This window comes from Gulosibacter sediminis, from assembly GCF_030011715.1.
Lineage (GTDB): Bacteria > Actinomycetota > Actinomycetes > Actinomycetales > Microbacteriaceae > Gulosibacter > Gulosibacter sediminis.
Genome location: NZ_JASCYH010000020.1, coordinates 1 through 12,508 on the forward strand (window position 1 = coordinate 1; position 12,508 = coordinate 12,508).

Genomic DNA, 12,508 nt, shown 5'->3' on the forward strand with positions numbered 1-12,508 from the left:
TGCACGGCGAACTCGGCATGCGCACCCCGATCGAGATCGAGGACGCGTACTACGCTGACCTCGAATCAGGCCTCCCGGCGACCGCCGGACAGGGAAACCGATAGGAACGAAACCCAGGCCGATTCAGCAGACCCTTAAGGACGACCTTTGGTACACGGGACCGGTAGACGGCGCTTGGGGCCCCAATACTATCAAGGGGCTCCAGGCCAAGTTTGCAGCAGATTGGGGCATTGGTGGCGACATCCAGCTCTACTCCGGACCCATCGACGGCGCTCCCGGTCGAAACCTGGTCGCGGCCGTAAACACTTTCGCCATGGAGTGGGCGCGCGGCTCTAAGGGTGACCCAGCGGAGTACCAGACACTCCTCGCAGGCGCGGGCCGTGGAGAGAACCTGCGCAAGTGCCCCGCGATGGTGTGGCGCAACGTCGCCGCGCGTATCGCCGTGGAGCCAAAGAAGAAGTAGCGGGCTAGAGCGCGGTCGCCGTCTGCTCTGCGCTCCAGTGGCAGACGTAGGCGGCGTCCGTCTCGTCGCGCGCAGGGAACGTGACGTTCCACTCTCCGGCGTCGATGCGCGCCTCGGCGGCGTCGGCGTCGTAGGCGGCGTGGAATGCGTCTCCCGCAGCCTCCGCACTCGCGTACTTCGCAGCATCGGGCGATTCCATCCATGCCTCCGCGCACGCCTCCAACGCGAGAGGGCGCTCCCACTCTGGCATCTCGTCGACCGGGTGCCACCCGGAGGACGGGCCTGGTGCTCGCGTGCCCTCCGCTGCGCATCCGGCGAGGGTGGCGACGGCGGCGAGGGCGAGGGTGGCGGCTGCAAGTTTGCGCATGCTCTCGACCATATCGGGCTCTTCGGACATTGGGTGGGGGTCATGGGGTGAGTGCGCCGGCGGCGAGGAGCATCCGAAGTCGGTCGTTGTCTCGGTTGCGGTAGCCGCGGGCGAAGGCGACGGTGGAGTTCGATGGTCCCGTTCACTGCCTCGGTGCCGCCGTTGTTCGCGCGGCCGCGGTGAAGTACGCGAGGAATGCTTCGCGCCAGCGGCGCAGGGTGGGGCCGAAGCGTGCGATCTCGGGGATCGGGCAGGTGCGGAACGCGTGTCCGCGGCCTTCGAGCCGGGACGCGGAGGCTTTCCCGACCTGCCGGGCACGAGATCGAGCAGCCTGGCCGGAGTCTTTCCGTGGCCGTCGCGGCTCAGGCCGACCATCCCGGCCAACTCCTTCGGACCGCGCTTACAAGGGATCGACGTGATGCCAGATGTGCTCGGCGACACCGAGGGTGGTCACGTTCTCGAACCGGGACTCATCCGCCGCCAACCTGACGAGCTCGGGCTCGATCGCGCGCCATACCGTCTTCCACGACGTGCCGAGCTGACGAGCCAGGCTATGCACGGTCGCGTGCTCGCGACGCAGCTGCCCGATCGCCCAAGAGACCGCGCGCGTGGTGGTCGACCCGCGCCGGGCGACCAGATCCGGGAGTTGCTCCACGAACATCTTCCGCGTGTAATCGTCATCACCGCACCGCCAGACCCGTTGCCGCCACACGACCTGCACCCGCGTCGCCCCGGGCACGTCATGCAGCACCCGCCCGTGACGGCCGCGGCCGTCGCGACCACTCCACACGACGAGCACCCGGTCGAGGCCGAGTAGCAAGTCGCAGCGGGAGCACGGATCTGTGGCAGCGCGCGCGTCAGCGCACCCCGAAGTAGGGTGAAGCACGTCGAGGCCCTCATGGTCGATCAGAGAGTTAGCGCTTCTGATCCTCGGGGACCTCGACCCTACCCGCCGAACCTCACCCGGCGCGCCCTACCCCACCGGATGTCCGAAGAGCCGCAGGGCCTCGCTGGAAGGCTGGTGAGTGGTCAGAGAGCACCAGCATCCAGGGAGGCCCGCCTCGCGCGACGGAGCGGCCCAGACTGGGGACTTTCGTTGAGCACAACTGGGGAACTTCAGCGAGCGTCATCAAAGGAACGCTCTTCCCGATCAGGACGGCAACACGCTGTACAACAACGCTGCGTAGAGCAGGCAGACCGCACACACGGTAACGAGGGCTTTCACCCGGTTTGGGCGTTTATGGATCGCCAACAAAATGCCGGCGATGATGGTAGGTGCGAAGAAGGGGGAAGTCATCCGGAATGCATTTCCGATGGAGCCCCAACTGCTCGCGAACGTGTGAACTCCGTCCGTCCAGAAAATAAGCATATAAAGGGCCAAGAAGTCGAAGGCGAGCACACCGGGGATTGCCGTGACAATGAGCGTTGCGATGTAGTAGCGAGGGCGAGCCTGCACAGCAATGAGACCAAGGAAGCCGATCAATGTGGAGGCAAATGCGATCACGCGAGGAGAGATGGGAGCCTCGGTGTAGGACCCGAGACTCAATGTCGCAAAGAGTGTGCCGCTCACGATGGTGAGGATCGAGAAGAGGGAGGCGGCAACTGGACGAACGATCGATCGACCAGGATCCGTAGGGCGCGTTGCTTCAGTCAATGTGTCAGTCACCATTCCTTGATCTTGACAGAGCCCCCTGGAGAGCGTTGGTGAGGCGCCTCCCGGGGGATCTGTGTGCGACGGAGCGACCCCCAGACTGGGGGCTTTCGCTGAGCACACCTGGGGAACTGCAGCGAGCGTCATCGAGGGAACGCTCTCCCTTAATAGGGCGGCACCAAGGTGTATAGCAATACTGCGTAGAGCAGGCAGACCGAACACACGGTAACGAGGGCTTTCACCCGGTTTGGGCGCTTATGGATCAGCAACGAAACGCCGGCGATGATGGTAGGTGCGAAGAAAGGTGAAGTCATCAGGAATGTATTTCCGATGGGGTTCCAACTGCTCGCGAACGTGTGAACTCCGTTCGTCCAGACAATAAGCATTTTAAGGGCCAAGAAGCTGACGGCGAGTACACCGGGGATTGCTGTGACAATGAGCGGTACAAGGTAGTAGCGAGGGCGAGCCTGCACAGCAATGAGACCGAGGAAGCCGATCAATGTGGAGGCAAATGCGATCACGCGAGGGAGGAAGACAGTTTCGGGGTAGCCGATACTCAATGCTGCAAAGAGTGTGCCGCTCAGGATGATGAGGATCGAGAAGAGGGAAGCGGCAATTGGACGAACGATCGATCGACCAGGATCCGTAGTGCGCGTTGCTTCATTCACTGGTTTAGGCACCATTTCTTGATCTTGATAGAGGCCCCTGGAGGGCGTTGGTGAGGCGCCTCCAGGGGGCTCTGCATATAATTACACGTATTAGATTCCGGCGAGCGTCTTCACGGCGTCAGCGAAACCCAAGCCGATCTGTGCAGCTTCGGATGTCGAGGGCCTAGGCCCATCAACAAAGCCGTCCGCCAGCATCCAGTAGGCATCATCCGTGAAGATCTCAGCACCGGCGGCGGCGATCTCAGCGGCGGAGCCGCCGAAGCGCCGCTCGATAAACTTCTTGTACCGCCAGCTCGAGTCAGCCATGCATGCGACTTCAATCTGGCGGATGCACTCGTCGAGGTCTTGATCGGGGTTATCTCGCAGCATCTTGGCTGTGAGGAAACCATCAATGTCCTCGATAAAGTCATCCCGGCCGAACTGGGGAGACACAGTACCGACGTTTTGCGCCATCCACTGACGCACTCCGAGTGATGACCCTGACGCGAGATAGTCGTCCCACGCGGTCGCCAGGTCGAAGCCCCACCCGCCGAGGTCACCGATCCAGGCGTGACCAGCGCCGGGGAGCGGCTTGTTATTCCAGTGCAGTAGGTAGCCACGAGTGGTGGCTGCCCAGTGCGTGAATCGGTCGAATGTAAGCTCCGGAATGGGCGGCGCAATTTGCTTCAATCTGTACATTATTTCTGCGTCACCCGCATCCAAGTCATACGGGAGGTATGCATTCCAAGCAACATTGTTGTACTTCTGGGTCGAGAGCCAGTGCAGCACGTCTTTTGTAGTTCGTTCAGCCGACGTTGATACCAGATCGGCCTGCATCAAGATGTCGCAAAGGTACCAGAAGTAGTTTTCGTCGAAATCGTCAGTGACCTCCGTGCCACCGACGTCGACGGGTACCTTAATTGTGGGCGTGACGCGAACATCAGCGCGGGAAGCGGGGTTGGCACGGCTTGACTGTATGTCTTTGTCGATCTCTAGAGAGACAATGCTGCTCGGTAGTGTGCCGTTCCAGATCTGGTCGTACGACCAGTTCGGCGGAAGCGGGAATCCGAGGTTGCCGCCCCATCCCCAAGACATTGATGCGATAAATGCTTCTTCGGCGAGGCCGGCTTCGATGACCTTGCTGCAGACATTGCGGGTGCCGTATACACCCACTTTATACTGCTTGCGAGAACCGCCTATGACGCTTTTAATTCCCCGGAAGAAGGGAATAATGTTGGAATTGATTTGATCGCCGTTGGCGTCAAAATCCACGGAGAAGAATACGGTGTTTCCGGTTTTGAAGCCGAGCTGGCGAAGCCTGCGGATCGCCTGGATTGCGTGGTCCTTGCCTTTTTCATTACTAAAGTGCTCAATCCCAGTGTTGGCCTCCTGCATGATGGGAAACGTTTCCAGGCCGGCATCGAAGATATAGTCGAGCTCTTTCGCTTTGTATCGCTTGCTGAGCACAGTGAGGTAGCGCCCGACGGTGCGATATCCGTTGTTGTAGAGTTCCTCGCACGCCACGGGATAGAGCTGCGTCGCCATGTCGCTGGCGATGCCAGGTCGCGTGTCGTCTCCCGTGCTGATGAGTAGCGAAGCCCAGGTCTGGAAGTTCGCATTGCCAGATCCAGATAGCTCCGCGTAGTTTTGGAAGGCCTTGGTCGTGCTCACCGTGCTGGCATCGAAGACACCGTTCAGCGGGGCCGAATATCCGTTCATGCGAAGAGCGCACTGGAACAGTCGCACCCAGTGCTTAGTACTACTGTCTGTCGTCCCGGAGGAGATGTTGCCGTTCGATTGGAGACCTGACTTGGTGCCTGGTCCGAAGTTGCCATTGGCTTGGCTATCGGTCATTCCGATCTCGTACTGAATGACGGTGACGAGCCCCTGCTGGGTACTGCGCGTGAAGATACCATCACACGGCAGGAGATCTTGTTTCCGATTCAGATAGGTTCGGTTGATCCACTGCTGAGCTTCACGGATTTTGGGATCACCGCCAGAGACCAGTGAGTATGCCTCAAGGGTGAGCAGGCCCTTGAGCATTTTCGGCGTGATCTCTGAGGGCACTGAAGTTGCGTCGTCAGCCAGCCCGGCACCTATCGCGAATGTCTTGATGCCAGTGTTGGTGTCAGTATCGAATGTCCCCCAGTCGTAGCCGCCGAGGTAGCCGTGGCACCACAACGCACTTTGGGCGATGCGGCGCACGTTGGATTTCGAAGTCAGCGGTGTGATCTTCGGGAACTGTGTGGTGAGACGCGCCATGGTTGCGTCGCCGAAGTTGTCCGACAGCGTTGTGATGCCTAGTTCGATCTGGAGGGCACGGATCATCCCGTAGATGGTTGGCCATCCGATCTGTCCGTTTTCGGTGATGTTGTTCCACTGCGCGTGGTTGCCGTAGGTGGCGTTGAGCCACTGTTGAGTTTCGTCGACCTTAGGGTCAGCCATGATGATCGCTCCTTGAGGGAAGGCGAGGTGCGGGTGATTGATTCCTGTGCGATCTGGATGCTCCAGCGCTAGTTCCGAACCTGAACATACCCGCCACACGCATGGCCCGATCGGGCCATTCCGGCCGGAGCCTCGGGAAGGCGTCGATGCCCGCGGATAGGATCGACCGGTGACCTCGAAACTGCAGTTGGGCGAGCTCGCCGCCGATCTCATCCGAGAGCTGCAGGTCGAGCTTGAACGGCGCGGGAGCAGCCGCGTTGCGCAGGGCAGGCTTGGCGCCGGGATTGAATCGCAGGTGCGCTCGATCCTCGCCGAGACGGTGCTGAAACTGCACGCCGACCTCGATGTCGCCGACCTCGTCTCCTTCGACTACTCAAATGACGATGCCTTCCTCGAGAAGGGCGCGGTGTCTGCGAAGCACGATTACGACCCCTCCGAGCCGCTCGTCGTCGGTGAACTCACGTTTGGGCTCGCGCTGCCGAGACTCGTCGAACTGTTCGCCGACGATGATGCGATGCGCATCGCCCAGCACCTCCATCACGCGATCTGGCGACGTTTCCCGCCCGGCGCGATCGCCTACGTGCAAGTGCTCCGCGAGCAGCTCGAGCAGGCGGAAGCGCTCGCAAGCAAGCGACTGGCCCGCGAGCTGCACGACCGTATCGCGCACGGCATCCTCGCGGGCATCCAGCAGATCGAGCTCGGCATCGCCGGGGCCTCGGGGCCTCACCTCGAATCGGCACGCGCTGGCTTGGAGCAGCTGCGCAGCACGCTCGCCGACACTCGGGCGCTCGCCCGCGACGTACGCCTCGAACTCGCCGGGGCGAGTCTCGACGAGGCGATCGCGTCGTACGTCGAGCGCTCGCTCGGCGACGCGCCGCCCGTGCGCCACGAGTCGACCGGCGCACCGTCGGGCCTCACCGAACGGGTCACCGCCGAGCTCTTCGCCATCGTCGTCGAGGCGATCCGGAACGCGCGCGCCCACGCCGTCGACGCCACCGTCATCGAGGTGACGACGCAGTGGCGGGTCGACCGGCTCACCGTGCGCATCGCCGACGATGGCCCGGGCGGCGCCACTGCGGACTCCGGGTCCGGCACCCGCGGCATGGGGGAGCGGGCCGCCGCGATCGGCGCCGAGTTCACGCTCGAGGCCTCGCACGAGGGCAGCGCGGTGATCGTCGAACTGCCGTTCTCGGGGAACGTGGCGCCGTGATCCGCGCCGTCGTCGCCGACGACCATGCGCTGTTCCGAGCGGGGCTGGTTTCGCTACTCGAAGCGACTGTGCGGGTACGCGTCGTCGGCGAAGCAGCCGATGGCGACGCGGCCGTCGCGCGCTGCGAACGCCTGCGCCCCGACATCCTTCTGCTCGACGTCGAGATGCCGGGTCCCGCGACCTCGACGGTGCTCGCTCGCACTCGGCGAGCCGCGCCAGGCACCCGCATCGTGATCGTATCGATGCACGCCGACCACCTCCTCGCGAAGCAATGGCGATCGGCGGGTGCGGATGCGGTGGTCGCGAAATCTGCGCCGGTCGGTGAACTCGTGACCGTGCTCGAGCAGGTGATCGCGTTCGGCGATCGCCGCGCCGAACCGGCCGGGCCAGCGGGCATCCTCACCGTGCGGCAGGTCGAACTGCTCCACTTCGTCGCCCGCGGATTCACGAACCCAGAGATTGCGAGGGCCCTCTCCTTGTCGCCAAGCACCGTGAAACGGCATCTTGCGAACATCCAGGCGAAACTCGCCTCGTCGAGCCGCCTCGACAGCGTGCGCCGAGCCCAAATGCTCGGCCTGCTCGACTAACCCGCCGCCTCGCCCCGCCTCGCCGTCGCCCCCAACCCCAACCGTTGAGTGGTCACTTTTTGTAGTCTCACCGCCTTGGAAACTACAAAAAACGACCACTCAACCGAAGGCGTCGGGTGCGGGGTGGGCGAACTAGACTGGATTGGTCGTAATCGCACTCGAAGACGGAACGGTATGTCAGACATCACTCGTGCAGACGTCGAGCACCTGGCGGAGCTCTCGCGCATCGATCTCACGGAAGAAGAGATCGGGCGCATGACCGAGCAGCTCGGCGCCATCAACCAGCTCATCAGCAAGGTTCAGGAGGTCGCGACGCCCGACGTTGCGCCCGCAAGCCACCCGTTCGTGAACGCGAATGTCACGCGCCCCGACGAGGCGGCGCCGACTCTCGACCGCGATGAGGTGCTCGAACAGGCCCCTGACCGCGACGAGACCCGGTTCAAGGTCACCGCGATCTTGGGGGAGGAAGCCTAATGACCGACCTCACCAAGCTCACCGCCGCCGAACTCGCGCAGCGCCTGACGGCCGGCGAAACGACCTCGGTCGAAGCGACGCAGGCGCACCTCGACCGCATCACTGCCGTTGACGGCGCCGTGCACGCGTACCTCACCGTCGACGCCGAGGGCGCGCTGCAGCAGGCAGAGGCCGCCGACGCCGCCCGCGCCGCAGGCGAAACCACCTCACCGCTTGCCGGCGTGCCGATCGCGGTGAAGGACAACCTCGTCACCCGCGGCCTCGAGACCACGGCGGGCAGCCGCATCCTCGAGGGCTGGCAGCCGCCGTACGACGCGCACGTCATCGAACGCCTGCGCGCCGCCGGCATGCCGATTCTCGGCAAGACAAACATGGATGAGTTCGCGATGGGCTCGTCGACCGAGACCTCGGGCTTCGGCGCCACGAACAACCCGTGGGGTCTCGACCGGATTCCCGGTGGCTCGGGCGGAGGCTCGGCCGCGGCCGTCGCCGCCTTCGAGGCACCCATTGCGCTCGGCACCGACACGGGCGGCTCGGTGCGCCAGCCTGCCTCGGTCACCGGCACCGTCGGCGTGAAGCCGACCTACGGTGGCGTGAGCCGCTACGGCGCCATCGCGATGGCCTCGTCGCTCGACCAGATCGGCCCCGCAGCACGCACCGTGCTCGACGCGGCGCTGCTCCACGACGTCATCGGCGGCCACGACGTGCGCGACCAGACCTCGATGACCCACGACTGGCCGTCGTTCGCGTCCGCCGCCCAGGCCGGCCTCGAGTCGGATGCGGTGGCCGGCCTGCGCGTCGGCGTGCCGCGCCAGCTGGCCGAGGGCGAGGGCTTCGAGGCGGGCGTGCGCGAGCGCTTCCAGGAGGCGCTCGACGTGCTCACCGCCCGCGGCGCAACGATCACCTGGATCGACCTCGACACCCTCGACTACGCCGTCGCGGCGTACTACCTGCTCATGCCCGCCGAAGTCTCGAGCAACCTCGCCCGCTACGACTCGGTGCGCTACGGTCTGCGCGTTACGCCCGAGGGCGCGAACGTCGAACAGGTCATGAGCGCGACCCGTGCCGCCGGCTTCGGCGACGAGGCGAAGCGCCGCATCCTGCTCGGCACCTACGCCCTGTCGAGCGGCTACTACGACGCCTACTACGGCTCGGCGCAGAAGGTGCGCACCCTCGTACAGGGTGACTTTGACCGCGCGTTCGGCGAGGTCGACGTGCTCGTCGCACCGACGTCGCCGACGGTCGCGTGGAAGCTCGGCGAGCGCCTCGACGACCCGACCGCAATGTACGTCGCCGACATCACGACGATCCCCGCGAACCTCGCGGGCATCCCGGCCCTCTCGCTGCCCATGGGCCTCAGCGAGGGCCTGCCCGTCGGCTTCCAGCTCATGGCACCCGCTCGGGAGGATGCGCGCCTCTACCAGGTCGGCGCCGCGCTCGAGGCAGCACTCAACGAACAATGGGGCAGCCCGCTCTACGCGCAGGCCCCCGAGCTGAAGGAGGCGTAGCGAGATGGCGAAGCCGGAACTCATGGACTTCGATGCCGCGCTCGAGAAGTACGAGCCCGTCATCGGCCTCGAGGTGCACGTCGAGCTTTCGACGAAGACGAAGATGTTCTCGCCCACACCGAACCCCTCGGGCGACGAACACGACGCCGAGCCGAACACGCAGATCGGCCCCGTCGACCTCGGTCTGCCGGGCACGCTGCCCGTCGTGAACGAGGAGGCGGTGCGCTACTCGATCCAGCTCGGGCTCGCGCTCGGCTGCTCGATCGCCGAGGAGTCGTCGTTCGCGCGCAAGAATTACTACTACCCCGACAGCCCCCGCAACTACCAGATCTCGCAGTACGACGACCCGATCGCGTTCGAGGGCGAGGTCGAGGTCGAGCTCGAGGACGGCACGGTGTTCCAGGTGCCGATCGAGCGCGCGCACATGGAGGATGACGCGGGCAAGCTCACGCACATGGGCTCGACCGGGCGCATCCAGGGCGCGAGCTCGTCGCTCGTCGACTACAACCGCGCGGGTGTGCCGCTCGTCGAGATCGTCACGAAGCCGATCTTCGGCGGCGAGGCACGCACCCCCGAGCTTGCGGCGGCGTATGTGTCGACGATTCGCGACATCGCCCGTTCGCTCGGCGTCTCGTACGCTCGCATGGAGCGCGGCAACCTGCGCTGCGACGCGAACGTGTCGCTGCGCCCCCGCGGCGCGGAAAAGCTCGGCACGCGCACCGAGACGAAGAACATCAACTCGTTCCGCTCGATCGAGCGCGCCGTCCGCTACGAGATCCAGCGCCAGGCCGCGCTGCTCGAGAAGGGCACCCCAATCACGCAGGAGACGCGCCACTGGCACGAAGACACCGGCCGCACCTCGTCGGGCCGGCCGAAGTCGGATGCGGACGACTACCGCTACTTCCCCGAGCCCGACCTCATGCCGCTTCGCCCGAGCCGCGAGCTCGTCGAGGAGCTGCGCGCAGCCCTGCCCGAGCAGCCGGTGCTGCGCCGTCGTCGCCTCCGCGGCGAGTGGGAGTTCAGCGGCCAGGTGTTCCAGGACATCGTGAACGGTGGTCTCCTCGACGCGGTCGACGAGACGGTGAAGGCCGGCGCGATGCCGCAGGGCGCCCGCAAGTGGTGGCTCGGCGAGCTGAGCCGCCTCGCGAACGAGCAGGGCGTGCACCCGACCGCCCTCGCGACGCCGCAGCAGGTGGCCGAGCTCGAGGCACTCATCGCCGACGGCACCGTCAACGATAAGCTCGCGCGCCAGGTGCTCGAGGGCGTGCTCGCGGGCGAGGGTTCGCCGCGCGAGGTCGTGGATGCGCGCGGGCTCGCGGTGGTCTCGGACGACGGCGCGCTCATCTCGGCCATCGACGAGGCGCTCGCGGCGCAGCCCGACGTGCTCGCGAAGATTCAGGACGGCAAGGTGCAGGCCGCCGGCGCCGTCATCGGCGCGGTCATGAAGGCCATGGGCGGCCAGGCCGACGCGAAGCGCGTGCGCGAGCTCATTCTCGAGCGCGCTCAGGTGTAGCGACACGGACGAAGTGGGCGGTGGGCAGTGTGCCCGCCGCCCACTTCGTCATTTCCCTCATCCGAGTCGACGTGCGATGTGGCGCTTGTGCCATCGTCGGAGCAGCCACACGAGCAGAACGCCGCAAATCAGGATGATGCCCATCGCAATGGTGAGTTCGTAGCCTGGCGGCACGACCGTAGGGCCGTCCGGGTCGTCGAGCCTGTAGACGCAGCTCTGCCCCAACGGCCACCAGCTGTGTTCATAGGTCCATGTCGAGACGCCGATAGGGATCGACAAGTCGCAGTCATTCGCATCAAATCGTGCGCCGATCAACCACGCCGCGAGCAGCAGAAAGCAGGTCAGTGCGACAGCAAAAGCGATGCTGGTTCGGTAGAGAAATGTGTGCAGGCGCATTCACTCAGTCTGCGCGCGCACGGCCGTCGTACCAATAGCCCGATCGGGCCATGGCCGACACTTATCCGGGTCGCTGGCCCGTTGCCTTTCATTTATTAGCACTGTCGAACCCCAAATGCCGTGTCTCGGACGGACCCGCGCCAGCAGTCGTCGACTGTGGACTGAGAGAATTGCTGGCGTGACCAATTCTGACCCCGCGCTCGTGCCTGAGCTGCTCGTGACCCACACCCCTACGAGCCTCGAGTTGTGGTGCGGCCTGTGTGGCTTCACCATCGACTATCAACGCCAGGACGAAGGATTCGCCTACATCTCCCGCGGCAGTGCGCATGTGGTGCTCGAACAGCAAGGAGTAAGCCGGAACTGGATCACCGCACCGCTGGAGCGTTCCTTGGGGCAAGCGACTCATCGTCCAGTCAGAGGGCACGCAGTGACTCGCGGAACATACTGACAGCGCGACTGCGAGCAGTAAGTGGCGTCGGAGCGGTCAGCGCCGTGAGTTTGACGGCGTCATCTGCCGCCATTGAACGAGCCGTCGTAGAATGCCTTCATGAAATCGACTCTGACCGAAGTGCTCGATGCAGCGCGTGCGCTGCCGCGCGCCGAGCGAGCCGAGATCGCGCAGGAGCTGATCGCTTCGCTCGAAACCACGAACGAGCACGACGAGGCGCGTTACGCCGAACTCAAGGCGGCCGTGCAAGTCGGAGTCGACCAGATCGACCGGGGCGAAAGCATCCGCATCCCCGCAAGTGAGCTTCAGGAGTATCTGCAAGGGCTAAGCCGCGAGGCGACCGACGCGGTGCGCGAAAGCCGGCGTGACGTACGCAGTTGACCTCACGCCTGCGGCTCGCGCTGACATCGTTGATGCGCTGGGATGGTCATTGGAGAACTTCGGTGCGGCCGTTCGCGACGGATACGAAGGTCTGATCTTCGCAACGTTGAGCGTCATCAGTGTGGATCCGAGGTTTCCTGGCTCGCATGATCGTTCCGACCTCGCTGACGGCTTCCGCATGCTGCATCTGAGAGCTTGCCGTGACGAGGTGAGCCCTGCTGTGCGACGTATCTCGCACCCTCGGCACTTCGTGGTCTATCGACAAGTTGCCGACGCCATCGAAGTCGCTCGTCTGCTGCACGACGCGATGGATATTCAGGCTTGGCGCATCACAAAATAGGCTCAGGGAAAAGTCACCCCAAATTACCTCGGCAGCAAGCAACAAGTGGCAGGTCAACCCGAAAGCGCGGGCTACGGT

General features: G+C 64.4%; 15 protein-coding genes. 9 read left to right on the forward strand and 6 right to left on the reverse strand.

What is annotated here, in order from left to right:
- Positions 1 to 313: 313 nt before the first annotated feature.
- Positions 314 to 463 (forward strand): hypothetical protein, encoded by a 150-nt coding sequence (locus tag QM019_RS07890; RefSeq protein ID WP_282852536.1) that lies wholly within the window; start codon positions 314 to 316, stop codon positions 461 to 463.
- A 4-nt stretch (positions 464 to 467) separates the two neighbouring features.
- Here QM019_RS07890 and QM019_RS07895 read toward each other — a convergent pair whose 3' ends face one another.
- The 5 genes from QM019_RS07895 to QM019_RS07915 form a co-directional block, all read right to left on the reverse strand.
- On the reverse strand, positions 468 to 830 hold the full coding sequence (locus QM019_RS07895) for a hypothetical protein (RefSeq protein ID WP_193128388.1): 363 nt from the start codon (positions 828 to 830) through the stop codon (positions 468 to 470).
- 400 nt (positions 831 to 1,230) lie between these two features.
- Positions 1,231 to 1,650, reverse strand: a complete 420-nt coding sequence (locus QM019_RS07900; RefSeq protein ID WP_282852537.1) for a helix-turn-helix domain-containing protein — start codon at positions 1,648 to 1,650, stop codon at positions 1,231 to 1,233.
- A gap of 330 nt (positions 1,651 to 1,980) precedes the next feature.
- Complete coding sequence (locus QM019_RS07905) at positions 1,981 to 2,499, reverse strand: hypothetical protein (RefSeq protein ID WP_282852538.1); 519 nt, start codon at positions 2,497 to 2,499, stop codon at positions 1,981 to 1,983.
- 146 nt (positions 2,500 to 2,645) lie between these two features.
- Positions 2,646 to 3,149, reverse strand: coding sequence for a hypothetical protein (locus tag QM019_RS07910; RefSeq protein ID WP_282852539.1), 504 nt, complete (start codon positions 3,147 to 3,149; stop codon positions 2,646 to 2,648).
- 90 nt (positions 3,150 to 3,239) lie between these two features.
- Positions 3,240 to 5,573: a glycoside hydrolase domain-containing protein gene (locus QM019_RS07915; protein ID WP_282852540.1), complete on the reverse strand. Its 2,334-nt coding sequence runs from the start codon at positions 5,571 to 5,573 to the stop codon at positions 3,240 to 3,242.
- A 169-nt stretch (positions 5,574 to 5,742) separates the two neighbouring features.
- Here QM019_RS07915 and QM019_RS07920 point away from each other — a divergent pair, with 169 nt between their 5' ends.
- The 5 genes from QM019_RS07920 to gatB all read left to right on the forward strand — a co-directional run bounded on the left by QM019_RS07920 (position 5,743) and on the right by gatB (position 10,865).
- Positions 5,743 to 6,783 carry a sensor histidine kinase gene (locus QM019_RS07920; protein WP_282852542.1) on the forward strand — a complete coding sequence of 347 codons (1,041 nt, stop codon included), beginning with the start codon at positions 5,743 to 5,745 and terminating at the stop codon, positions 6,781 to 6,783.
- Positions 6,780 to 7,370: a response regulator transcription factor gene (locus QM019_RS07925; RefSeq protein ID WP_282852543.1), complete on the forward strand. Its 591-nt coding sequence runs from the start codon at positions 6,780 to 6,782 to the stop codon at positions 7,368 to 7,370. The genes QM019_RS07920 and QM019_RS07925 overlap by 4 nt, the downstream gene beginning before the upstream one ends.
- A gap of 174 nt (positions 7,371 to 7,544) precedes the next feature.
- Complete coding sequence (gene gatC, locus QM019_RS07930) at positions 7,545 to 7,844, forward strand: Asp-tRNA(Asn)/Glu-tRNA(Gln) amidotransferase subunit GatC (RefSeq protein ID WP_164509824.1); 300 nt, start codon at positions 7,545 to 7,547, stop codon at positions 7,842 to 7,844.
- Entirely contained in the window at positions 7,844 to 9,352 is a 1,509-nt protein-coding gene (gene gatA / locus QM019_RS07935; protein ID WP_282852544.1) for an Asp-tRNA(Asn)/Glu-tRNA(Gln) amidotransferase subunit GatA, read from the forward strand. Before gatC ends, gatA begins: the two co-directional genes overlap by 1 nt.
- Positions 9,353 to 9,356: 4 nt before the next feature.
- The gene (gene gatB / locus QM019_RS07940) at positions 9,357 to 10,865 is read left to right on the forward strand and encodes an Asp-tRNA(Asn)/Glu-tRNA(Gln) amidotransferase subunit GatB (protein ID WP_282852545.1); all 1,509 of its coding nucleotides are present in this window, start codon (positions 9,357 to 9,359) and stop codon (positions 10,863 to 10,865) included.
- A gap of 57 nt (positions 10,866 to 10,922) precedes the next feature.
- Here the strand turns inward: gatB and QM019_RS07945 are convergent, their stop codons facing one another.
- Positions 10,923 to 11,261, reverse strand: coding sequence for a hypothetical protein (locus QM019_RS07945; RefSeq protein ID WP_282852546.1), 339 nt, complete (start codon positions 11,259 to 11,261; stop codon positions 10,923 to 10,925).
- Positions 11,262 to 11,439: 178 nt separating this feature from the next.
- Here QM019_RS07945 and QM019_RS07950 point away from each other — a divergent pair, with 178 nt between their 5' ends.
- From QM019_RS07950 to QM019_RS07960, 3 genes are all read left to right on the forward strand, one after another.
- A complete protein-coding gene (locus QM019_RS07950; RefSeq protein ID WP_282852547.1) occupies positions 11,440 to 11,709 on the forward strand; it encodes a VOC family protein in 270 nt (89 codons plus the stop codon).
- A 99-nt stretch (positions 11,710 to 11,808) separates the two neighbouring features.
- Entirely contained in the window at positions 11,809 to 12,090 is a 282-nt protein-coding gene (locus QM019_RS07955) for a hypothetical protein (protein WP_282852548.1), read from the forward strand.
- Complete coding sequence (locus QM019_RS07960) at positions 12,074 to 12,430, forward strand: type II toxin-antitoxin system RelE/ParE family toxin (RefSeq protein ID WP_282852549.1); 357 nt, start codon at positions 12,074 to 12,076, stop codon at positions 12,428 to 12,430. Before QM019_RS07955 ends, QM019_RS07960 begins: the two co-directional genes overlap by 17 nt.
- Positions 12,431 to 12,508: the final 78 nt, after the last annotated feature.

What these genes read in the sequence shown, in the direction of transcription:
- QM019_RS07890 (WP_282852536.1), top strand. Translation starts at nt 314, where the DNA reads ATGGAGTGGGCGCGCGGCTCTAAGGGTGACCCAGCGGAGTACCAGACA.
- QM019_RS07895 (WP_193128388.1), bottom strand. Translation starts at nt 830, where the DNA reads ATGCGCAAACTTGCAGCCGCCACCCTCGCCCTCGCCGCCGTCGCCACC.
- QM019_RS07905 (WP_282852538.1), bottom strand. Translation starts at nt 2,499, where the DNA reads ATGGTGACTGACACATTGACTGAAGCAACGCGCCCTACGGATCCTGGT.
- QM019_RS07915 (WP_282852540.1), bottom strand. Translation starts at nt 5,573, where the DNA reads ATGGCTGACCCTAAGGTCGACGAAACTCAACAGTGGCTCAACGCCACC.
- gatC (WP_164509824.1), top strand. Translation starts at nt 7,545, where the DNA reads ATGTCAGACATCACTCGTGCAGACGTCGAGCACCTGGCGGAGCTCTCG.
- gatA (WP_282852544.1), top strand. Translation starts at nt 7,844, where the DNA reads ATGACCGACCTCACCAAGCTCACCGCCGCCGAACTCGCGCAGCGCCTG.
- gatB (WP_282852545.1), top strand. Translation starts at nt 9,357, where the DNA reads ATGGCGAAGCCGGAACTCATGGACTTCGATGCCGCGCTCGAGAAGTAC.
- QM019_RS07945 (WP_282852546.1), bottom strand. Translation starts at nt 11,261, where the DNA reads ATGCGCCTGCACACATTTCTCTACCGAACCAGCATCGCTTTTGCTGTC.
- QM019_RS07955 (WP_282852548.1), top strand. Translation starts at nt 11,809, where the DNA reads ATGAAATCGACTCTGACCGAAGTGCTCGATGCAGCGCGTGCGCTGCCG.